This window comes from Psychrobacter submarinus (genome assembly GCF_904846685.1).
Classification (GTDB): domain Bacteria; phylum Pseudomonadota; class Gammaproteobacteria; order Pseudomonadales; family Moraxellaceae; genus Psychrobacter; species Psychrobacter submarinus.
The window spans coordinates 1-22,930 of sequence record NZ_CAJHBQ010000003.1; the positions used below are offsets into that span (position 1 = coordinate 1).

The following is a 22,930-nucleotide window of genomic DNA, read 5'->3' on the forward strand; positions in this document are numbered from 1 at the left end:
GTATATCTGTTGAGATGTTTTATCTTATAACATTTTTATATTTAATACACTATATTAAACAATAACTATTAAGCAGCAATTATCAGATAGCAATGATACTAAATACTGCGCAGCTTGTAGTATAAATTAAATTGCTTAGCTGCACGGTATCATTCCGGCTCGATAGCTGCAATTTGCTGAGCTAAGAGGGTATCAAATAGCTCGCATAAAGCGACGAATCGCGCTTGCACTGCTTGCAGATCCTTCAAGCTATCGCCAGCGAAACGTACGGTAAGGCTATGACTGGTATTAGACTCACGCAGCACACCAAAACCATTCGCAAAGTCTAAGCGTACGCCGTCTATCAGCGATATCTGCGTATCTAATGGCATCAGCTGCTTCGCTTGCTCTATGCTGATATTGCAAATATTATGAACAGCAAGATGGGTCTCAGTACGAGTATTAGCGCCATTATTAAAACAACTGCAAAGTGTTAAGTTTTTAAATAAATCTACAGGACTTAGCTTAGTGTTATCCGTATTAGCACCGTGCCCACTCGCTAAATCTTGTAAGTAGCAGCAACAAACTGTTAGATGCTCTAATAAGGAAGCCTGACAAACTTGCTTGGCAGGTAAGGGTAGATAGTGATCAGCGGTGCTGACTAAAGTAGGTAGGCTCCTTGTGATATCTGTCAAAGCATAAGGCGGTAATACTGAACGCAGCTCGCCCCACAAGTCAGTGGTCAGCATGACTTTTTCTGTTTGCGCGATAGTAGGGACAGCGGTAAACGCTAGCCAGTACAGTAAGCGCAGTCCGGCGTACATCGCATCATCATAAACGATAAAATAGCCATCGTTAAAGATAAAGTGACCCGATAACTCACCGGCAAAGATAGCTTGCTTGTGATCAGTTTGTAAGTGTTGACGTAATAGGCTACTGCCCGTTTGAGTCATAACGGGCTTAGCACCAAGAGCGGCGAGTAATTTTGCTAAATGATGAGAGCATTTGACATCGAATAATACGGGCGGCGCCGTAGCAGTGTGGTCGCTAGTTTCATCGTTAGCAGTTGTATCTAATTTTGAATGTCGCTCAGTAATGGCCACTTGCGCTAATAAGTACAATAAATGATCAGGGGTGACGACTTTGCCGCTATTATCGACAATCATGAGTCTATCGCCATCACCATCGAAAGCTAAGCCCATATCGGCTCGATTAACGATGACCGTTTGCTGTAACTCTGCAAGACGGTTAGGCTCTGTCGGATCAGGATTACCCGTAGGAAAACTGCCATCAGGACAGTCATTGAGCATAATGACGCGCTGACAAAAGCGCTCAAATAAAGGCTTGGCGATATTACTGGTCGCGCCGCTGAGACAGTCAATAACCAGAGTCAAGTCTAGCTTGTTGTCTAGGTTCAAAGCCGGTTGAGAGACGGTATGCCGTAAGAAGCTATCTTTGTTACGATTATGGTCCGAGACGCGTTTATCAGCCGGATGAATAGCGTGTATCACTTGCGCTATCGCTTCGATATAAATGCTTGCGATGGTATCGGCGGGCAAGCAGGGACTGGTTGATACTTTATCTTTATGAGTGTTATCAGCCATAGCGCTGAGCTTATTATTAGCACTGAGCTGACTGTTAGCGACTTGCTGGTAGAGGGCTTGAATCTGGGCGTGACTAGGCGAGGCGTTATGGACCAGCCACTTAATCCCCAAGGTGTCTTTTGCAGAATGACTGGCGGTGACCATGATGCTATGACCATCATATTGCTGCGCCCAAAACGCCGCCATAGGGGTAGTGACTAAGCCTAGATGAATAACCTTTAGGCCGCTGGCTTGTAGAATATCAGCTATCGTTTGCGCTATACAGTCGCTACCGTGGCGCACGTCATAGCCAACGACCACGGTAGGGCTAGACTGCGTCTGACCTTGAATATAATCTTTGGGATTATGACGCTGAGTAGTATAGAGCTGCATAAAAGCTTGCGCTAACGCCTGCACAAAGTCTTGCGTAAAATAGCGCCGCGCGCCGCGAATATCATAAGCACGAAATAAGGCTTTTTGGGCAGCAAAAGGCGATTTGTTCTGCATCTTTTTGTTCCCGTGGCCTTATTATGTCGCTTGTTATACGTGTATTAATATTACTTCTTAAAAAAACTGACTATCACTGACGACCCGAATGACCAAAGCCGCCGGCACCGCGCGCGCTTTGATCACTAAATTGGGTGACGATATCGAACTCTGGGCGCGCGACTGGAACCACAATATACTGCGCCATCCGCTCCGCTGGATTAAGCACAAAATCATCAGCGCTACGGTTCCACACGCTGACCATCAGCTCGCCTTGGTAATCTGCATCTATCAATCCTACTAAATTACCAAGCACAATACCATGCTTATGACCAAGACCTGAGCGCGGCAAAATCATCCCAGCAAAATTAGGGTCAGCAATATAGACTGCCAAGCCGGTACCTACTAGATGCGTTTCGCCCGCCTTAATCGTTAAAGGCTCGTCAATACAAGCGCGCAGATCAATACCTGCTGAGCCGTCAGTGGCGCGCGTAGGTAGCGAAAAGGCTGGGTCGTCGATTACTTTTGAGTTTAATACTTTCACTTGTACAGTTTGCATCATTTGTCCTAATACTTTTATGAATTAAAATGGCTGTTTTAAGATTATGTTTGAGCTCTTTATCAAGGTTAGCAGTTCGCTGACGCCATTGATGACTACATCTAAGCGAACACGAAGCGAAAAGGGCGCTAAAGTATCAAAAGGCTTGCGAGCCCCAAAAACGACATAAAGCCGACGATATCAGTGACCGTAGTCAAAATAACCGAAGCGGAGAGGGCAGGGTCGATATTCATGCGTTTGAGTAGCAGTGGAATACTGATGCCCGAGACATTAGCCGCAGTCATGTTAATAGCGATAGCACAGCCAATCACCGCGCTGATCTTACCATCTTGAAACCACAACTGCGCAATACCTGCCATAATAATGGCCCAGATAATACCGTTTATCGCGCCGACCCACAGCTCTTTATTAAGCAACCAAACCCGATTAGAACCCCCGATTTGACCCATCGCCATACCGCGAATCACCACCGTCAACGTCTGCGAGCCGGCGATACCGCCCATGCTAGCAACCACTGGCATAAGAATAGCTAGAGCGACTACTTGTGCGAGTACTTCCTCAAACTGACCGATGACCGCAGCAGCTAGCAGCGCGGTACCCAAATTAATACCGAGCCAAATACTACGGCTTTTTGCACTATCTAGGATAGGCGCAAACAGCTCATCGTCTTGGCTAACACCTGCTAGATTACGCATAGTGCTATCGACATCATCTTGAATAATCTCCATGATGTCTTCGCCATTGAGCTGACCGACCAGCTCACCAAAGTCGTTAATCACAGGCGCAAAGCGGATATCTTCTGAGCGAAAAATAGCGGCGGCATCAGTGATATCTAATCTATCATTGATAGTAATGGCGTTATCGATAAAGTCAGCGACTAAAGCTTGCTGATCGTGTTTAATTAAGTCAACTAAGCTAAGTAGGCCCAAGAGCTGCTGGCTTTGATCGACGACCAATAGCTCTTGGCTTTGATCATCAAGCAGATCTATGTTGTCTCGTAGCCAGCCTTGTACGTCAGCCAAGCTAATATCGTCATGTACCTGAATAATATCAGGATCCATATAGCTGCCCACTTCCCAGTCGGCATAAGTATCCAGCTTATTGACCTGAACGCGAACGTCTTCATCTAAGGTCGCCATGACTGATGAACGTACGGTATCGGTCACAGTCTCCAAAATCTCGGAGATATCTTGCGCATCGAGATCTTGAGTGAATAAGGAGATTTCTTTGGAGGAGACGTTTTCAAGTAAAGGCTGGCGCGTCTCATCTTCAAGCTCAGCGAGTACTTCGCCTTTGAGCTCCTCTGGCACATGCGTCCAAATCAGGTGCCGATCTTGAATAGGGAAGGACTCTAGCAAGTTAGCAATCTCGTACTCTGATTGCTTAGCGAGGAATTCAACAATCTCTTTGGAAGCTTCTTTTGCGACTAACTCTTGCAGGTACAGCAGCTTATATTCTGCACTATATTCTAACGGATTATAGTCTGCCGGTAGGGTGGTGGCGCGTTCAGAATTAGGCGTAGGTGCAGACATAACAGTTCCAAAAGTGATGACAGGTTAAAGACAGTAGTAAGGCTAATGCACTGCTAACGATTACCCAGTAGTGCTCGAATATTGGCTAGATACTCATCAGCGACAGCGGCGGGATCTTTGGTGGCTTTTTTCTTTTTCGCCTTAGCGGGCCAATCGATATGATCTTCTGGCAGCTCATCCAAAAACCGCGACTCGGAGGTGACGCGCATCTGCCCACCGGCACGGCGCTGAGCGGCCAAAGTCAAAGTCAGCTCGCGGCGCGCCCGAGTGATACCGACGTACATCAAGCGCCGCTCTTCCTCAATGGTTTCGCTGAGGATTGAGTTGCGGTGCGGCAGCATCTCTTCCTCAAGACCCATGATATAGACGTAGTTAAACTCAAGGCCCTTTGCCGCGTGCAGCGTCATCAGGTTGACTTTATTGGTATTCTCTTCTTCTTGCTGCTGCTCGAGCATATCAAGCAGTACTAATTTACGAATGATAGTATCGATAGTGCGATCTTCATCGTCTTCAGCGCGATTGATCAAGGACTGAATACTGGCATAAAGCATCTCGATATTATCGATGCGGTTTTTTTCTTGCTGCGGGGTTTTTGCGTCACTACGCACAAAATCAATATAGCCGGTCTCATCAATCATTTGCCGAACGATAGGAACCGGGTCAGGATGTTGATCAAGCTCACGAGTATAGTGTTCGATAAAGTCGCCAAACTCTTTTAGCGTACCATAAGCCTTACTCGGTAATACATGACTCAAGCCGCCATGAGTACACGAAGCAAGTAGCGAGATACTGTGCTCTTGCGAGAACAGGCCTAGTTTTTCGAGGGTCGCAGGCCCCATACCGCGTTTTGGCGTGTTAATGATGCGCAAAAAAGCACTGTCGTCTTCGGGATTTAGAATCAAGCGCAGATAGCCCATGATATCTTTGATCTCGCTACGCGAAAAAAACGACTGACCGCCTGATAATTTATAAGGGACTTGTAGCTGACGCAGATTCGCCTCTAGCATTCGCGCCTGAAAGTTACTGCGATACAGCACTGCGTAGTCTTCCCACTCATTACCAAAACGCAGTTTATGCGTGGCGATCTCTTTGGCGACACGCTCGGCTTCATCATCGTCATTGCGGCAGTTAATAATGCGAATTTTTTCGCCTTCACCTTTATCTGACCACAGTTTTTTCTCGAATAGATGCTCGTTATGGGTAATGACCGCGTTGGCTGACGTTAGGATACGACTGGTAGAGCGGTAATTTTGCTCAAGCATGACGATTTTAAGTTTTGGAAAGTCTTCTTTGAGCAGCGCCATATTTTCAGGTTTGGCCCCGCGCCAAGCGTAGATAGACTGGTCATCATCGCCCACCACGGTGAAGCGTCCCTGCGGCCCAACGAGATATTTAATCATTTCATACTGGGCAGTATTGGTATCTTGATACTCATCGACTAATAAATAGCGAATACGGTTTTGCCACTTGTCACGCAGCTCGCGATTTTCACGCAGTATCTTGGTTGGCAGCACGATCAAATCATCAAAATCAACGGCATTATAAGCGCGCAAGTTACGCTCATAAAGCGCATATAGCGTCGCAAAAATCATATCCTCTGGATCATCAAGCGTCTCCATCGCTTGCTCAGGCTCGACCAGATCGTTTTTCCAGTCGGATATCATCTTAATGGCTTTACCCACCAGCTCGCGGCTCTCTGCGCCTGATAAATTATCGCGCATCATCAGCTCCATAAGTAGGCGCTTACTATCATCGCTATCCATGATAGAGAAGTTACCCTTGAGCGGAGTATGAATCAGCTCATAACGCAAAAACTGCAAGCCAAATTGGTGAAAGGTTGAGACCGTTAGCCCGCGGGTCTTCTCACTAGGCAGTAATTTGCTGACCCGTGCTTTCATCTCGCGCGCCGCTTTATTGGTAAAGGTTACCGCCGTGATACGCTCGGCTGGCGTATTACACTCTTCGATAAGATAAGCAATCTTACGGGTAATCACTGAAGTTTTACCCGAGCCTGCGCCAGCCAATACCAGTAGCGGCCCTGATACATAGAGCATGGCTTCTTGTTGTCGAGGATTGAGTTGACTCATAGATTACCTTTTGGACAGAGGTTACGAACGCGAGATAGCAAGGATCACAAATTTTAGTAATAAAATTCGGTAGATAACGGGTTAATAGCTAACAGAAGCTATCAAAATTAGGTGAGCTATTATAAAGCAAAAGTGCTGACTTTTGGGAGGAGGTGATGAAAGAAGCGCACATAAAAAGCGCTGTCGGATATGCGATCAATACAGATATGATCTGTTTTCAAGATATCAAACAGATGCTAATCCTTGACTAATTTTGTTAAGGGTAAAGTGAAATATACGAATATAACGAACACTATCAGTATTAAAAAATTTTTAACAATAACAATCCGTTCGCTAAACGCTATTAAATCATTTGCAATGGCGCTCCTTTCGTCACCAGAACTAATGCTAAAAAAGTATTTATCAACTAATTGTACAAAGTGATAATCGCAAGAAATAATATTTTTAAAGCTAGTCTCTATACCGAAAACACTAGAACATACGTGTATTCTGGAATACCAGTGGAAGACAGCGTTTATTAAAAAGACTATTAATATAAATATAGCTATTCGAAGGCATATTTTGAATGTATTGCTTTTCATTTTCAGGACTCAATGGATGGGCAGTCATTGTAGGCTGGTGCTTTAGCCCAGCATTTCAAGTTTATGAAATTTAACTCAGTGCTGGGCTAAAGCCACAGCCTACGTAAAACATTACTCCAACTGAACGAAACCAATTGGCGCTATTTTGTTTTATTGGACTTAATATCTTGACTCCATATTAAGCATTATTCAACTGCCGAGCTGCCTCAAGTGCAAAGTAAGTCAAGATACCATCGGCACCGGCGCGGCGAAAACCAATAAGCGATTCTAGGATCACCGCATCAGTCAGCCAGCCGTTTTGAATAGCTGCCATGTGCATCGCGTATTCACCAGAGACCTGATAGGCAAAAGTCGGTACGCCAAAGGTGTCTTTGACTTCACGGATCAGATCGAGATAGGGCTGACCGGGTTTGATCATGACCATATCAGCGCCTTCAGCGATATCCATTGCGACCTCGTGCAAGGCCTCCGCACGATTACCAAAGTCCATCTGATATTGTTTTTTATGACCGCCTTTTAGGTTGCCGGCGCTACCGACTGCATCACGGAACGGCCCATAATAAGCAGAAGCGTATTTGGCAGAATAAGCCATGATAGCGGTATTGACAAGACCTTCGCTTTCAAAGGCATCACGCATGGCTTTGATACGGCCATCCATCATATCACTTGGAGAGATGATATCAGCGCCAGCTCTAGCATGGACGAGTGCTTGCTTGACCAGCACCTCAACGGTGTCATCATTGACCACATAACCACTGTCATCAAGCAAGCCGTCTTGACCGTGTGACGTATAAGGGTCGAGCGCCACATCGGTCATCACCACCATCTCAGGCACTGCGTCTTTTAGTGCTGCTACGGCACGCGCGCTTAGTCCATTCTCATCATAGGCCGCTTTGCCATCAGGAGTTTTTAGCGAGTTGTCAATAACAGGGAAAATATCGATAGTCGTCACGCCCTCGCTTAAGAGCTCTTTGGCATAATTAATCAATAGGTCTATCGATAAGCGCTCAACGCCCGGCATACTGGCGATGGCCTCGCGCTGATTACTACCTTCTAATACAAATACTGGGGCTATGAAATGTTTGGGGTGAAGCTCGACTTCACGAATCATAGCACGGATATTATCGTTGTAGCGCAAGCGGCGCAGGCGAGTCTCGGGGAATTGACGATTAAACGTATAAGACATTGTTTTTTCCTTATTATTAGTTTTAGTAAGTTTGAGGGGGTAATCATTAAATAAGTAAAGCATCAGATGCAGCTAAAATTTTTAGCTTTTATATATAACTACTATCTATATATAACTACTAAAGGTAGCACATAACAACAAAAAGCCCCACCAAGAAGGTAGAGCTAATTGTTATAAAAATAATACGCTAGCTAGTTACCAGATGTTATATAACCATCTTTATGGAGTGACAATCTGTGGCACTGGTACTTGCTCAGTAGGTGTCTCTTCAGTCAATACCCCAACCGCTGCATCAGCGTCGTTGTCATTATCGATATCGACAATCGCAGTCGGCTCAAAGTCAACCTTCACAGGCGTCTGTGCTTGTTTGATAGCGGCGGCTTCTGGTGCTGCAGCTACTCGCGCTGAGCTAGCAGCGTCGATAGCATAGGCCGCTTGCGACTCGGCATCTTTGGTTAATAAAGTACCAACTTGGGCCAAGTTAGTATATTGCGGAACCGGAATCGCGACAGGTGTATCGAGATTGGCACCGCCGCCAAGCGCTTGATATAGCTCGATTTGACTGATGATTTTTTGTAGCTCTAAGTCTAGAATGCCTTGTTGAGTGTCAAACAATGAGCGCTGAGCATCAAGGACATCGAGATAGTTTGAGATACCAGCTTTAAAGCGCGCATCAGCAATCTCATAAGTCTGATCAAAGTTATCTTGCAGGCGGTACTGAGCTGCGAGCTGCTCGCCTAGAGTTGCGCGAGTAGCGAGCACATCGGAGACCTCACGGAACGCCGTTTGAATTGAGCGCTCATAGCTGGCAAGCGTTTGTTCGCGCTCAACTTTTGCGACATCGTAGTTTGCATCCAAACGCCCAGCATCAAAGATGGGTACGCTGATATTAGGGCCAAATGACCAGCCGACTGCATCATTATCGAACAAGTCGCTCAAGCCATCGCTACGGACACCAACGCTACTGGCTAAGCTTATCGTTGGGAAATAAGCGGCACGGGCGACAGCGATATTTGCGCCCGCGGCTTTTAGATCGTATTCCGCTTGTAATACATCAGGGCGATAGCGTAGCAGCTCGCTTGGCAAGCCGGCACTAAACACCTCGTGATTGGTGATATTGCTGACAGCGGGTGCTGGGATAAGCTCAGCAGGTACCGGCGCTCCTAATAAGAACTGCAGAGCATTTCTGGAGGTCAAAATACTGCTTTGCGCACGTAGTACCGCAAGTCTTGCACTCTCTAAAGCTGCTGCAGATTGCAAGGAAGGCAGCTTAGGATCGATACCTGCTTTAAAGCGCTCATTGGCAATAAATAGCGAGCGCTCACGGCTCTCGACAGTGGCCTCTGCTAGCTTTAACTGCGCTAGGCTGTAGCTCAAATTAGCATAGCTTTGGGCGATATTACTGATCAGACTAATCTTGGTGGCATCTTTTGCTGCTGTCGTTGCCAAAAAGCTCTGCAACGCTTGATCTTTCAAGCTATCAATGCGACCCCAAAAGTCTAACTCATAGCTGGCAAGACCTAAGTTGACACCATAACTGTCTGTTGTTTGACGACCACCCACACTACCGCCGCCAGGGAGACTGGTTCGAGGCGTGGCTTGGCTTTGACGAGAGTAATCGACCTGACCGTTAATCGTAGGCAAATCGCGAATATCGGTGATTCGGTACTGCGCTCGCGCGCGCTCAATCGCAAGGCGCGCACTCTCAAAGTCTTTGTTGTTCTCAAGTCCCAAAGCGATAAGTGCTTTCAGGCGCTCGTCACTATAAAAGTCCTGCCAGCGCTGACCCGCTAGGCTTGGCTGCTGCGGCGTACTAACCGTCTCTTTATCAAAGTTGCTATAAGACTCATTAATAGGAATATTTGGCTGCGCCAGCACAGGCGTAGTATCTACTTTTGGTATGGTGTTACAAGCAGCCATACTTAGTGTCAATACGCTCAAACTCAAAAGGCGAGTTGAGCGCCCTGCAAATGCTTTTTTTACAGGGTTGCATGCGAGCATTCGCTTTTTTGTAGTGATTGCCTTGGGCACTGTATGGGCAGTAATAGAGGGATTACTCATTGTGTATTATCTCCAAAGCTTGCAGGCTGATAATTCTCAGAGGTGACTAAAGTCTGAGTGTCATCTGTTGGGTCGTCGTTAGGGCCATTATCGTGACCATCATATCCATTATCATCTGGATCACGCGGTTTGTTATTGCCATATTTATGCGGGAACAGACTACGTACCCAAACATAGAACATAGGAATAAAGAATATACCCAAAAAGGTTGCTGTCAGAACGCCGCCGACAACACTGGTACCGATCGCGTTTTGACTACCAGAACCTGGGCCACTGGCGATAAATAACGGCACGACACCTAGGCCAAAGGCAAGCGAGGTCATAATAATAGGACGCAGACGCTGGCGGGCTGCGGTCATGACCGCCTCTTTGAGACTATAACCTTCCTCTTGATGCTCTTTGGCAAACTCAATAATCAAGATGGCGTTTTTGGCGGACAAACCAACGACGGTGAGTAGACCCACTTGCAAGTAGATGTCGTTAGCAAAACCGCGTAACCACGTAAATATCACCGCACCCAATACCCCAAGTGGAATAACCAATAGGACAGAGAAGGGGATAGACCAGCTCTCATAAAGCGCAGCTAGACATAAGAAGACAACTAGAATCGATAGCGCATAAAGCATAGGAGCTTGCGAGCCTGATTTTTGTTCTTCAAGTGATAACCCAGTCCATTCGTAACCGATACCTTCAGGGAGCTGACTGATCATGTTCTCCATAGCTGACATGGCTTCACCAGTACTAAGACCAGGTGCCGCATTACCTTGAATATTCATCGAAGGTAAGCTGTTATAACGAGTCAAACGCGGTGAGCCTGACTGCCATTCGCTACTTGAGAAAGCATCGAAAGAGACCATGTTACCGGTTTCGCCGCGCACATACCACTTACCGATGTCATCAGGATTGGTACGGCTACTGGCTTCACCTTGAACATAGACACGCTTGATACGGCCACGATCGATAAAGTCATTGATGTAGCTTGAGCCCCAGGCGGTCGAGATAACGCTATTGATACTGCCTAAAGATAGACCATAAGCGGCGGCTTGTTCTTGATTGATATTGACTTTGAGCTGCGGTGCATCTTCTTGACCATTAGGACGTACGCCTGCCACATTTTCGTTTTGTGCAGCCATACCTAGCAGCATATTACGGGCTTCGAGTAGGCCATCATGACCGAGATTGCCCACATCTTGTATCATCAAATCAAAACCACTAGCATTACCAAGCTCAGTAATCGCAGGCGGTACGATAGCAAAAACTTGCGCTTCATTTAACTGGGTAAAGAAATAACCCATCGCGCGATCTGCTACCGCTTGTGCGGTATTCTCTTCCCCAGAGCGCTCCTCCCAATCTGACAGTCGAACGAATGCCAGACCCATGTTTTGGCCTTGACCTGCAAAACTAAAACCAGCAATGGTAAAGACAGAGGCAATATTGTCCGTCTCTTGTGTGTCGTAATAATTTCTGACTTTATCCAGTACATCCTGCGTCTCATCTAGCGTAGAGCCTGCAGGAAGCTGAACCAAGGTAAACATAATACCCTGGTCTTCTTCTGGCAAAAACGAACCTGGAATACGCAAGAACACCACCGCCATGATACCGATGATGGCGGCATAACCAATCATATATAGCCATTTGAAACGAATACTTTTGCCGACGAAGTTTTCATAAGAGCGGCTGAGTTTAAAGAAGCCGCGGTTGAACCAGCCAAAGAAGCCTTTTTGTTGTTCAGTACTGCCTTTTTCGTGACTCTTACCGCGTTTTAGCAAGGTCACACATAGGGCAGGGGTGAAGATTAGAGCCACCATGGCTGACAGCGCCATGCTCGTGATCAAGGTGATAGAGAACTGACGATAAATAACACCTGTTGAGCCGCCAAAGAAGGCCATCGGTACAAATACGGCAGACAAAATCAGCGCAATACCAATAACGATCTTACTGATCTCGCCCATCGACTGAACGGTTGCATCTTTGACCGAAATATCAGGGTTTTCTTCTAATATTCGCTCTACGTTTTCGACAACAACGATCGCATCATCAACCAGTAGACCGATGGAGAGTACCATCGCAAACATCGTCAAGACGTTGATACTAAAGCCTGCGATATAAAGCACAGCAAAAGTACCTAGCAAGACCACTGGAACGGCAAGAGTAGGAATGATGGTGGCGCGCCAGTTCTGCAAGAAAATGAACATGACGATAAACACCAAGACAATAGCCTCAATAAGCGTATTCACGACTTGCTCGATAGAAAGCTTCACGAAAGGCGTTGTGTCATAAGGCACAACAGAGCTTAGGCCTGCTGGAAAGTTGGTTTCTAGCTCGGCCATACGTGCGCCGACCGCCTCACGGGTCTCTAGCGCGTTTGCGCCTGCAGCCAATGAGATACCTAGACCTGCCGCTTCTTGACCGTTATACAAGGAGTTGACGCTATAGTTTTCACTACCAATCTCTACGTCTGCGACATCGCCGAGGCGTACCTGCGCGCCCGAGGTGTCTGTTTTTAGCAAGATATCTTTAAACTCTTCAGGAGTTTGTAGATAGCTCTGTACGGTGACGGTGGCGTTAATCACCTGTTGATCGGTGTCAGCAGGTGCTTGTCCTAGCTGACCTGCAGATACCTGAGCGTTCTGTGCTCGTACGGCATTGACAACATCAGAGGGCACCATGTTATAGCTACGTAGGCGTGCAGGATCTAGCCAGATACGCATGGCGTAAGAGGAGCCAAACACTTGCACTTCACCCACACCTTCAACACGACTGATCGAATCGAGAACATTGGAGTTGATATAATCGGAAATGTCAGCGCGATCCATACTGCCATCTTCAGAAATAAATGCCTGCACCATCATAAAGCTGCTAGACGATTTATTGACGTTGACGCCTTGGCGCTGTACTGATTCAGGCAACGAGCTCATCGCTGCTTGTAGTTTGTTTTGTACTTGTACCTGAGCGGTATCAGGGTCGGTACCGTTCTCAAAGGTTAGCGTGACCGATGCGCTACCGTTTGAGGAGCTCGACGATGACATATACATCAGCCCATCAAGGCCTTTCATGCGCTGCTCAATAATTTGCACCACAGAGTTTTCGACCGTTTGTGCGTTTGCACCAGGATAAGTGGCACTAACAGAAACGGTGGGCGGTGCGATATGCGGATACTGCTCAATCGGCAAATTAACAACCGAGATTACCCCGATAAGCATGACCAAAATGGCCAACACCCATGCAAAAATAGGGCGATCAATAAAAAAACGTGACATAGTATATCCCTAGGTCTTCCTATCTTTGAATGGAATTAGTTAGTGGTGGTAGCAGTGTCCTGCTCAGAAGTGTCATCAGCTACCGTTTTCGCAGCTTGCTGTGGTGTTTTGGCGGTAGGCGTTGCAGATGCACCATTAGCGTTTTCTAACGGCTTGACCACGACCTCCTGCTCAGGCTTAACTTTAGAGCCGCCTATAACCACTAGCTTATCGCCACTACTTAAGCCATCGGTGACCACCCATTGACCATCATAAGTACCATTAATGGTAACGGGACGGACTTGGATTTGATTATTTTCATCAACGATGTAGACTTGTGAATCGCCTTTAGGCGTACGCATTACAGCGCTTTGCGGCACTAAGGCTGCATTAGGAATGACGCTTTGAGTCAGACGCGCTGAGACATACATACCTGGCAGTAGCACGTTATTAGGATTTGGGAAAATAGCTCGTAGAGTCACCGCGCCAGTAGATTGATCGACTTTAGCTTCAGACAGCGCAAGCTTGCCACGCACTGGATACACTGAGCCATCTTCTAGGACCAGCTCGACAGAATTCATACCCGCCTGCGCTTTACCTTCAGCTATCTGCTGACGAAGCTGCAATAGCTCGGATGATGACTGACTGATATCGACATAGATAGGATCTAAGCGCGAAATCGTCACTAAAGGCTCAGATTGACTAGCGTTAACTAAGGTTCCTGCAGTAACGCTTGAGCGGTCACTACGACCAGTCAACGGTGCACGGACGATAGTACGATTGAGATCCAAAGCGCTAGCATCTAAGTTTGATTGCGCGGTTTTAATCCCAGCCTCAGCGCTTCTAATGCTCGCTTCAGTTTGTCCGACTGCAGCGCGAGCACTCTCTAGAGCCGCTTGCGCTGTACGCACTTGAGTTTGCGCTTGGTCATATTGCTGCTTGGAGATAGCGTCAATCTCAACCAAGCCTTTTAGACGCTGAAAGTCATTTATCGCTTGTGCTAATGAGGCTTGGCGACTGGCTAGCTCTGCTTTAGCATTGGCATTATTGGCGATAGCGGTTTGGCGATTAGCCTGTGCTTGCGCAACCACCGCTTGACCACTAGCGACCGAGGTCGTGTAGTTGTCAGTATTGATACGATAAAGCGGCTGGCCTTTTTTGACGTTACTGCCTTCACGGAACAGTACTTCGTCAATTACGCCGCTGACTTGAGGGCGTACATCAGCCGTCTGATAAGCGGCAGTACGACCAGAGAAAGTCTGAACTTGAGGCACAGTATCGAAGCTGACAGTTTGGACGTTGACGACAGCGGGCGGCATCTGCTGCTGAGCGTTTTCACCCGCAGCGGCGTCTTCTTTATTGTCACAGCCGACCAGTACTGTAGCCGATAGTACAGATGCTATTACAAGCGCAAGATAAGAATGCTTCATCAAGGTCCTCGGTAGAGTAGTAAAATATAGAATAAATGGTATAGAGGTAGAGCGTATCATAATCAAAAAATAGCTTATTTTTCGAAGAGCAATAATAAACTTTATAGAAGTTTATAGCCAAAAAATAAGAAGCTATTGATAAAATTGATAAATTAGGGCAGTACCGCTAGCTAGTTATAGGACGTCAAGTAAATTTAAGGTGTTATTATAAACTATAGGGTTTACCCCGCAGTCAAGTGATTCACGATAGGAAAGCTGACAAAAACTGACCGCACTGTGCTCGCTGAGTAAATAAAATCCCGCCATAGTAACCGCTACACCAACCAGCAGCTAATAAGAAGATACACAACCCGATATGCAAATTTATTGTAATTTTTTGTTATAATTGTAAAGCCATAGTGTTATTGAGGTTTTAAAACCGCCAAAAATCTGCTTTGTCAACAAATTGACTAATTTATCAACCCCTAATTATGACCTTTAAAGTATAGCGACTTAAACCAGTCAGTAGCCTCTAATGAGCGTGGTCAATCAGTATTTAACCATTAAAAAATCCTGACACAATTATAGTGCCGTCAGGATTTATGAAACTTAAAGAAAGGTAACTATTTGCTGACACACCCGTTTTAAGAGGGTGTCTTTTTAGAGACTGTTGCTTTTGATCAATGAATATTTATGGCTCGGTTGCTCAAAAACGCTGCTAAAAAATGAGCCGTCTCAATTAGCTAATAACACAGACGATTCATATGTCATTATACCAATCGTGCGCTAGCGAGCTCAGTCAGCTGGTACAAGCCTTGACGATAACGGTTGTCAGGTAAGCTGCCCAGTGCTTGCTGGGCCAATCTCGTCTCCTCTAGTGCACGCTGTTTACAGTAATCTAATGCGCCGGAGCTGCGGACGAGCTCGATAAGCTGCTCAGCATTCGGCGTTTTCCCCGTTTGTACGGCGATACGCAGCTGCTCATAATCTTGCTTGTCGCTGTTTTTGAGTAGCTCAAGCGCCTTAATAGTCGGTAGCGTTGGCTTACCTTCACTCAAATCATCGCCTAAGTTTTTGCCCATCAGCTCACTATCGCCGCTGTAATCAAGCACATCATCGATAATCTGGAAGGCATTACCAAAATGCTGACCAAAATCAGCTAGGGCTTGTAGATGCTGCTCTTGTCCTTGCAAAATAGCCGCGCCTTGGGTCGCCATCATAAATAGGCGTGAGGTCTTACCGTCGATAATATTGAGATAGTCGGTCTCTGTCGCCGCTGGATTATGCTGATGCTGTAATTGTAATACCTCACCTTCAGCGATATCACAAGTGCCATCAGAGAACAGCTTTAGCAGCTCTAAGCTTTGAAAGCCAACCAATAAATTAAAGGCGCGAGCGATCAAATAGTCGCCCACTAATACTGCAGTGGCATTATCCCAAGTGGCATTAGCAGTGGGCTTGCCGCGGCGCTGACCAGATTCATCGATGACATCGTCATGTACTAACGTGGCCGTATGCAGCATCTCCGTAATAGCGGCTAGATGCATCGCTTGTTCGCTTGGCGCGTCGTTGAACATACGCGCGCACAATAGGGTAATAAGCGGGCGCATGCGTTTGCCACCGGCATCAATCACATGCTTTGAGACGCTCATCACCAATTGTACTTTTGAATTGAGACTACCAAAGACTTGCTCATCCATAATGTCAAAATCATGAGCGACGATGCTTTGAATGTCCGTATAATTAGGCGCTTGAGAAGCAAGGTCTGAAGAAGCTAAAGAAATGCTGGTCATAATATAGAGTCGTATTTATTAGATGGGTTTTAAGATTTGCCTATAATAGCACAGCCTATTTGGTTAATTGGTGACTAATATGTGTTATTGGTTTTAGTCACTAGGCCGCAGCCGGCTCATTGCTATCGACAATATTGCGTCATAGCGTCAGACTAAGTGAAATTTATAGAGTAGTTGCTAAGTAATAGCTATTAAGCCGTCTCAATAAAAACAGAAATAGCTATTGAATAAGTATGGAATAAAATAAGCTATATGTTATTGATTTAATGAGCTATAATACTACGCTTAAGGCTAGCTAGGCTATCGCTATGATTATTAAGATGATAAGACCTAATACGCGCTGCTAAAACCAGACAATCGGCTTGCTTTTATCATTCAGAAAACGTAAAATAACGCCTTTAATTTTTCCCTGTCGTGTTCGTTATTGAAGCGTAGGTATAATATCTACCACGGCACACGGGTTAAACGGAGTCAGACAATGTACGCAGTAATCAAAAGTGGTGGTAAGCAGCACCGTGTCGTAGCCGACGAATTGCTAAGAGTTGAATTGCTTAAAGCAGAGAAAGGCGAAACAATCAAATTTGAAGATGTCTTAATGGTTGTTGATGGCGATGACGTAAAAGTCGGTCAACCAATCGTTGACGGCGCAAGCGTAGAAGCCGAAGTGGTTGAGCATGGTCGCGGTGAAAAAATCCGTATCATCAAGCACAACCGCCGTAAGCATTATCACAAAGAGCAAGGTCACCGTCAGTGGTACACCTTGTTAAAAATCAAAGCGATTAATGCTTAATTAGCTATTATCATTTATTGATAATAAATAGCGCACTAAAAGCTTAAGAGTTATCACCTCAGTGATAAGTCATATTAACAAGGAGAATTATCCATGGCACATAAAAAAGCTGCCGGCTCAACCCGTAACGGTCGTGACTCAAACCCAAAAATGCTTGGTGTAAAAATCTTTGGTGGTCAAACCATCACTGCTGGTAACATCATCGTTCGTCAACGTGGTACAGAATTCCACGCCGGCGAAGGCGTTGGCATGGGCCGCGATCATACTTTATTCGCCCTAAATGATGGTGTGGTAAAGTTCGCAACTAAAGGTAAATTTAACCGTCGTTATGTGACGGTTGAAAGCGCCTAATCATTGATATTGCCTGCGTTTTTTAATAATTCGCTGATGGCTAAATGATTAAAAATTCCCTATTGCCTATTTGGTAGTAGGGTTTTTTTATGGCTGGACTTAATCCGTCTTAGTAGCAGTTACAAGCGTGTATGGCAGCCGTAGTAAAGATTGCAAATCATGACTAGGCGCGTAATAAAAAAACTGGCAGACTGTCTTCATTGCTTAATAGCGCAGCTTAAAAGACTACGTATTCAAAGCGAGTGTTCAAAACCTAAGTTTGCAAAATGTATGTAAAACTAATGACAACACAAAAGCGCAGTTGCTATTAAGATTTATCATTACCTTTAAATGATGACTCATTTTTATTTTATAACTTTAGAGAGGATAATTACGATGACAGTGAGCAAGCAAGAGACAATGAAGCCAACTACAAAACAAAAAATAATGAGTGGCGCATTAGCAGGCGTGCTGATGACCAGCTTAGGAGTAGCTGCGCCTATGGTCGCTATGACTCAAACGGCGAATGCTGCACCAGCAGATAGCCTACAAGCGGCCAAGCGTTTAAATCGCTTATTGACAAACACTAAGAGCATGAGCGCTGATTTTTCACAAACCACGAAAGGCGCTAATAGTGGCACTTTTAAAGGGTCAATGAGCGTGCAGCGCCCGAATAACTTTCGCTGGGAGACAAAATCACCGTCTCAACAGCTTATCGTCGCTAATGGTAGTACCATGTGGGTGTACGACAAGGACTTAGAGCAAGCGACTAAGCAGACGGTAGATAGCCAAGTGGGTAATACGCCAGCGCTATTATTATCAGGCGATCCCAATAAAATCGCCCAGAACTTCAAAATCACCCAGCCTTACGCCAATAAAAACTACTATGTGCTCTATCCAAAAGCGAGTGATGCGAGTTTCAAAAACTTATCTATGAGCTTTAGTGGCGGCAAGCCTGTGATGATGGTGCTCAATGATAACTTAGGACAAACCACGTCTATCAAGTTTAGTAACATCAAGCTCAACCCTAATTTGGGTAGTGACCAATTTAAATTCACCCCGCCTAAAGGTGTTGATGTCATCAATCAATAAGCACTGCTGATTGTTTATGAATCAATAAAAGATAGGTGGTGTATAGAGGGAGCAGACCGATGTAAGGTCTGCTCTTTTTTTTATTTTGTTGACTCGTCACATTTGGCAGGTTGCAATTGAGAGGATTTGGTTTACAATAACCGCGTAATTTGACGCTTGCTCTAAGCTTTGAGCGGCCGTTTTTGAATAAAGATATTAGCGGTTCATCCGTACTATAAGTTGCCAGGTTTTGATGGTGATAGATAAGGAAGTCAGCTAGCATAGACTAGCGTGCTAAAGGAAGATAGTAAAAATGCGGTAACATGGGTAGTGGATGGATTGATATATTTTGTAGCATATAAAATGACCGTGCAATACAGTGAAAAACTGGCTTTTGAGCGTTGATATGCGTATAGTGTGTAAACCGTTTACGCCAGTTATCGCGCCATTATTGACTGTAGGTAATGAGTTATTAAATCAATTAAATGTCACAATATGATATTGATTTAATAAATTCACTTTTACTTTATACCAAGGGGTTGATGACCAGCTTTTATCTGAGCCTAGGGCTAGATAAACCTAAATTCTGTGTCCTCTCTTTTTTGGTGTCAATGATCTTGATAATTGGCCATTACCAGCACAGTGAACCTGTGTTTTCGTCTGCGTTACGGTGCTTGATAGAATTGTTGTTTTAGGATATTGGCTGCATAGCCTTCATGCTCCTCTTAATGATAAGAGGTTCTGTATCCTAACCATGGTTTATCAAGTCCTGACACTCGATTGGGTGAGGAGCAAGTATTATCATGTCTGCCTTTAGTTGGTCAGCAGTTGCCTTTATTTTAGCCGCCATCGGTCTGGTTGTCTTTATGTTGACCGTACCGCGCTTGCTTGGCGGGCGCGCAAAAGGCTTACAAAAAGAAGAGATATTTGAGGCGGGTGTTGTCGGAGCTGGCAATGCCCGCATTCGTTTGTCTGCCAAATTCTACCTAGTAGCGATATTCTTCGTTATTTTCGATCTAGAAGCCTTATACCTATACGCTTATTCGGTCTCAGTCCGCGAAACGGGCTGGCTAGGCTTTGCTGCGGCTGCGATATTTATCGGGGTGCTCATCGTCGGTCTTATTTATGAGCTCAGTTTAGGGGCTATGAACTGGTCACCTGCCGATAAACTGCGCAAAAAAGCACGCTTGCATGCCGCGCCTGCAGGGTTCAATCTGGCAGACATTACTAAGTTCAACGGTGTTGAAGAGTTGATGGTCGATCCGACGGGTAAAGTACCGGCGCAGTCATCGGGCCAGATCAATGTCTCAAATAGCATTGAGGCTAATCGTCGTCACTTGCAAAACATTGATCATATTAATACCACCGGTAATGTCACTTCTGTTGATTTTACCGCAGATGATGAGCCTTCATAACGGTTTATGGGCGTTATTAATATGCAAATGAGTTATCACGCTTAAGATAACTTGGGCATCACCCGCTATTTTTTAGCAGTCGTAGCATTATATGCTTAAGAGTTAAAAGGCCTTAGTTTATAGCTGCTTAACTGCTCTTCATAAAAGGTTGTATGGTATGAAATATACACTAACCAAAGCCAATCCTGATGCAGATACCTATCCTGCGCAAACTCGTGAAACGGTCAATGATCCGTTAGAGGATGAGGTTCATAAAAACGTTTTTATGGGTCGCCTAGAGGATCTTGTGCATTCGACTGCCAACTGGGGCCGTAAAAACTCACTTTGGCCTTTTAACTTCGGTACGTCTTGCTGTTATGTCGAGTATGCCACTACTTTGACCGCGGTACATGATTTGTCGCGCTTCGGTGCTGAGGTCATTCGGGCATCACCGCGTCAGGCGGATGTGATGATCGTCGCTGGTACTTGCTTTATCAAGATGGCACCGGTGATTCAGCGTCTGTATGAACAGATGCTTGAGCCAAAATGGGTGATCTCGATGGGCGCTTGTGCTAATTCAGGCGGCATGTACGATATCTATTCTGTAGTGCAGGGCGTTGATAAAATCATTCCCGTCGATGTATATGTACCAGGGTGTCCGCCGCGTCCAGAGGCACTGATCCAAGGTCTTATGTTATTGCAAGAGTCTATCGCCAAAGAGCGCCGCCCGCTAGGCGTACATGTCAACGATCAAGGAATTTATCAGCCGCAGTTAACGGCTGAGCGTGATCGCAAGCAGGCGGATCGAATTGCGGTGAAAAATTTGCGTAGTCCAGATAGTATTTAGTCCGTGGACTATATTTAGCATAGTAATGCTTAGCGCAGTGATAATTGGCACAGTCTGGTTTTGATCAATCAGTTCCGCTCAAACGTTATGATTAATGAAGGAAGACAGCATTCATGGTCACGGTAGTCGAAAACAAAAACCCTAAGATAAAACCGGTACCAGCCGTCATCAGAGAGCTGGAGCATAAGTATGCAGGTAAGTTTGTGGTGCAGCATACTGTCGATGAGATTCCAACGGTTTGGGTCGCTCGCAGCGATCTGCTAGACATTTTACTGTTCTTGCGTAAGCTGCCAAAGCCCTACGTGATGCTCTTTGATTTATCGGCAATGGATGAGCGTCTGCGTCAGCACCGCGGTGATTTGCCAGAGAGCGACTTTACCGTGTTTTATCACTTAATGTCGCTTGAGCGCAACAGCGATGTGCGTATCAAGGTCGCGCTCAGTGAAGATGACTTAACTCTTCCAAGCGCCACCAAAATATGGCCCAATGCCAACTGGTATGAGCGTGAAGTTTGGGACATGTTCGGTATTGTCTTTAGCGGTCATCCGCACCTGACTCGTATTTTGTTGCCCAAATACTGGGAAGGTCATCCGCTGCGTAAAGAGTATCATGCGCGTGCGACCGAGTTTACGCCGTACTTTTTGAATACCGCTAAGCAGCAATATGAGCAAGAAAACTTACGGTTTGTGCCAGAAGAGTGGGGCATGAAGCGCTCAGGCCGCGATGAGGACTTTATGTTCTTGAACATCGGTCCTAACCACCCATCCGCTCATGGTGCGTTTCGCTTAGTACTACAGCTCGATGGCGAAGAGGTGATCGATTGTATTCCGGACATCGGCTACCATCACCGCGGCGCGGAGAAGATGGCTGAGCGTCAGACTTGGCACTCCTACATCCCTTATACCGACCGTATTGATTATCTTGGCGGGGTCATGAATGAGCTGCCGTATATCATGTCGGTTGAAAAGCTTGCCGGTATTACTATCCCTGATCGCGCGCAGACTATCCGGGTGATGATGAGCGAGTTTTTCCGCATTACTAACAACTTGCTCTATGTCGGTACCTTTATTCAAGACGCTGGCGGTATGACGCCAGTGTTTTATATGTTTACCGATCGCCAAAAAGCTTATGACGTCATTGAGGCGGTAACCGGCTACCGGATGCATCCGGCTTGGTTCCGTATTGGCGGGACGGCGGCAGATCTACCACGTGGCTGGCAGCGTTTGGTTCGTGAGTTTTTGGAGTGGATGCCTAAACGCTTGGATGAGTATGTCAAAGCGGCGCTACAAAACAGCGTGCTCAAAGGTCGAACCCAAAACGTAGCACAGTACAACGCCAAGCAAGCATTAGCTTGGGGCGTGACGGGTGCTGGCCTGCGGGCGACAGGGGTCGATTTTGATCTACGTAAAGCACGGCCTTATATGGGTTATGAGAACTTCGACTTTGAGGTGCCTATTGGCTATAACGGCGATGCGTATGATCGCTGTATGGTCAAGATTGAGGAGATGCGCCAATCGATGCGTATCATCCGTCAGTGTATGGATCATATGCCGCAAGGGCCGTACAAAGCAGACCATCCGCTAGCGGTGCCACCACCAAAAGATCGCACCCTAAATGATATCGAGACTTTGATTAACCACTTCTTGTCTGTCTCTTGGGGTCCTGTGATGCCAGCTGGTGAGTGCGCGACTATCGTTGAAGCGACTAAAGGCCTCAATAGCTATTATATTACCTCAGATCGCTCGACGATGAGCTACCGTACCCGTATTCGCACGCCGACGTTTGCGCACTTACAGCAGATGCCATCGGTGATTAACGGCTCGCTAGTATCAGACGCTATCATGTACTTAGCTTCTATCGATATCGTCATGGCGGACTGTGATCGCTAATTGTTTTAGGTTATAAACCCGTAAAGTAAAAGACCAGTAAAGAAAAAATAGGCAAATAAGCAACATTGATATTACCGCCAATAGGCACACCAAACCGCTGCAGCAGTATTACTA

The 22,930-nt window shown here is 45.9% G+C and carries 15 protein-coding genes; 6 read left to right on the plus strand and 9 right to left on the minus strand.

Going from position 1 to position 22,930, the window contains the following annotated elements:
* Positions 1–149: 149 nt before the first annotated feature.
* From JMY03_RS09325 to JMY03_RS09365, 9 genes are all read right to left on the minus strand, one after another.
* Complete coding sequence (locus tag JMY03_RS09325) at positions 150–2,069, minus strand: phosphomannomutase (RefSeq protein ID WP_201603324.1); 1,920 nt, start codon at positions 2,067–2,069, stop codon at positions 150–152.
* Positions 2,070–2,142: 73 nt separating this feature from the next.
* Complete coding sequence (dut, locus tag JMY03_RS09330; protein ID WP_201603327.1) at positions 2,143–2,607, minus strand: dUTP diphosphatase; 465 nt, start codon at positions 2,605–2,607, stop codon at positions 2,143–2,145.
* A 128-nt stretch (positions 2,608–2,735) separates the two neighbouring features.
* Complete coding sequence (locus JMY03_RS09335) at positions 2,736–4,139, minus strand: magnesium transporter (RefSeq protein ID WP_201603330.1); 1,404 nt, start codon at positions 4,137–4,139, stop codon at positions 2,736–2,738.
* 53 nt (positions 4,140–4,192) lie between these two features.
* Positions 4,193–6,226, minus strand: coding sequence for a UvrD-helicase domain-containing protein (locus JMY03_RS09340; RefSeq protein WP_201603332.1), 2,034 nt, complete (start codon positions 6,224–6,226; stop codon positions 4,193–4,195).
* A gap of 759 nt (positions 6,227–6,985) precedes the next feature.
* Positions 6,986–7,993, minus strand: coding sequence for a porphobilinogen synthase (hemB, locus tag JMY03_RS09345; RefSeq protein ID WP_201603334.1), 1,008 nt, complete (start codon positions 7,991–7,993; stop codon positions 6,986–6,988).
* A gap of 219 nt (positions 7,994–8,212) precedes the next feature.
* Positions 8,213–9,913, minus strand: coding sequence for an efflux transporter outer membrane subunit (locus tag JMY03_RS09350; RefSeq protein WP_265089635.1), 1,701 nt, complete (start codon positions 9,911–9,913; stop codon positions 8,213–8,215).
* Between the two features lie 137 nt (positions 9,914–10,050).
* Positions 10,051–13,314 (minus strand): efflux RND transporter permease subunit, encoded by a 3,264-nt coding sequence (locus JMY03_RS09355; RefSeq protein WP_201603336.1) that lies wholly within the window; start codon positions 13,312–13,314, stop codon positions 10,051–10,053.
* Between the two features lie 35 nt (positions 13,315–13,349).
* Positions 13,350–14,723: an efflux RND transporter periplasmic adaptor subunit gene (locus tag JMY03_RS09360; protein WP_201603338.1), complete on the minus strand. Its 1,374-nt coding sequence runs from the start codon at positions 14,721–14,723 to the stop codon at positions 13,350–13,352.
* A 749-nt stretch (positions 14,724–15,472) separates the two neighbouring features.
* Positions 15,473–16,495: a polyprenyl synthetase family protein gene (locus tag JMY03_RS09365; RefSeq protein WP_201603340.1), complete on the minus strand. Its 1,023-nt coding sequence runs from the start codon at positions 16,493–16,495 to the stop codon at positions 15,473–15,475.
* A gap of 478 nt (positions 16,496–16,973) precedes the next feature.
* On the opposite strand from JMY03_RS09365, the gene rplU reads away from it, so the two are divergent.
* The 6 genes from rplU to nuoC all read left to right on the plus strand — a co-directional run bounded on the left by rplU (position 16,974) and on the right by nuoC (position 22,816).
* Positions 16,974–17,285 carry a 50S ribosomal protein L21 gene (gene rplU / locus JMY03_RS09370; protein ID WP_025647214.1) on the plus strand — a complete coding sequence of 104 codons (312 nt, stop codon included), beginning with the start codon at positions 16,974–16,976 and terminating at the stop codon, positions 17,283–17,285.
* A 93-nt stretch (positions 17,286–17,378) separates the two neighbouring features.
* Positions 17,379–17,636 (plus strand): 50S ribosomal protein L27, encoded by a 258-nt coding sequence (gene rpmA / locus JMY03_RS09375; RefSeq protein ID WP_201603342.1) that lies wholly within the window; start codon positions 17,379–17,381, stop codon positions 17,634–17,636.
* Between the two features lie 399 nt (positions 17,637–18,035).
* Positions 18,036–18,707 carry an outer membrane lipoprotein chaperone LolA gene (gene lolA / locus JMY03_RS09380; RefSeq protein ID WP_390880213.1) on the plus strand — a complete coding sequence of 224 codons (672 nt, stop codon included), beginning with the start codon at positions 18,036–18,038 and terminating at the stop codon, positions 18,705–18,707.
* A 782-nt stretch (positions 18,708–19,489) separates the two neighbouring features.
* Entirely contained in the window at positions 19,490–20,101 is a 612-nt protein-coding gene (gene ndhC / locus JMY03_RS09385; protein WP_201603348.1) for an NADH-quinone oxidoreductase subunit A, read from the plus strand.
* 157 nt (positions 20,102–20,258) lie between these two features.
* Positions 20,259–20,927, plus strand: coding sequence for a NuoB/complex I 20 kDa subunit family protein (locus JMY03_RS09390; protein ID WP_025647210.1), 669 nt, complete (start codon positions 20,259–20,261; stop codon positions 20,925–20,927).
* A 113-nt stretch (positions 20,928–21,040) separates the two neighbouring features.
* Positions 21,041–22,816, plus strand: a complete 1,776-nt coding sequence (gene nuoC, locus JMY03_RS09395; RefSeq protein ID WP_025647209.1) for an NADH-quinone oxidoreductase subunit C/D — start codon at positions 21,041–21,043, stop codon at positions 22,814–22,816.
* The last annotated feature ends 114 nt before the right edge of the window (positions 22,817–22,930 follow it).

What these genes read in the sequence shown, in the direction of transcription:
- JMY03_RS09325 (WP_201603324.1), bottom strand. Translation starts at nt 2,069, where the DNA reads ATGCAGAACAAATCGCCTTTTGCTGCCCAAAAAGCCTTATTTCGTGCT.
- dut (WP_201603327.1), bottom strand. Translation starts at nt 2,607, where the DNA reads ATGCAAACTGTACAAGTGAAAGTATTAAACTCAAAAGTAATCGACGAC.
- JMY03_RS09335 (WP_201603330.1), bottom strand. Translation starts at nt 4,139, where the DNA reads ATGTCTGCACCTACGCCTAATTCTGAACGCGCCACCACCCTACCGGCA.
- JMY03_RS09340 (WP_201603332.1), bottom strand. Translation starts at nt 6,226, where the DNA reads ATGAGTCAACTCAATCCTCGACAACAAGAAGCCATGCTCTATGTATCA.
- hemB (WP_201603334.1), bottom strand. Translation starts at nt 7,993, where the DNA reads ATGTCTTATACGTTTAATCGTCAATTCCCCGAGACTCGCCTGCGCCGC.
- JMY03_RS09350 (WP_265089635.1), bottom strand. Translation starts at nt 9,913, where the DNA reads ATGGCTGCTTGTAACACCATACCAAAAGTAGATACTACGCCTGTGCTG.
- JMY03_RS09355 (WP_201603336.1), bottom strand. Translation starts at nt 13,314, where the DNA reads ATGTCACGTTTTTTTATTGATCGCCCTATTTTTGCATGGGTGTTGGCC.
- JMY03_RS09360 (WP_201603338.1), bottom strand. Translation starts at nt 14,723, where the DNA reads ATGAAGCATTCTTATCTTGCGCTTGTAATAGCATCTGTACTATCGGCT.
- JMY03_RS09365 (WP_201603340.1), bottom strand. Translation starts at nt 16,495, where the DNA reads ATGACCAGCATTTCTTTAGCTTCTTCAGACCTTGCTTCTCAAGCGCCT.
- rplU (WP_025647214.1), top strand. Translation starts at nt 16,974, where the DNA reads ATGTACGCAGTAATCAAAAGTGGTGGTAAGCAGCACCGTGTCGTAGCC.
- rpmA (WP_201603342.1), top strand. Translation starts at nt 17,379, where the DNA reads ATGGCACATAAAAAAGCTGCCGGCTCAACCCGTAACGGTCGTGACTCA.
- lolA (WP_390880213.1), top strand. Translation starts at nt 18,036, where the DNA reads ATGAAGCCAACTACAAAACAAAAAATAATGAGTGGCGCATTAGCAGGC.
- ndhC (WP_201603348.1), top strand. Translation starts at nt 19,490, where the DNA reads ATGTCTGCCTTTAGTTGGTCAGCAGTTGCCTTTATTTTAGCCGCCATC.
- JMY03_RS09390 (WP_025647210.1), top strand. Translation starts at nt 20,259, where the DNA reads ATGAAATATACACTAACCAAAGCCAATCCTGATGCAGATACCTATCCT.
- nuoC (WP_025647209.1), top strand. Translation starts at nt 21,041, where the DNA reads ATGGTCACGGTAGTCGAAAACAAAAACCCTAAGATAAAACCGGTACCA.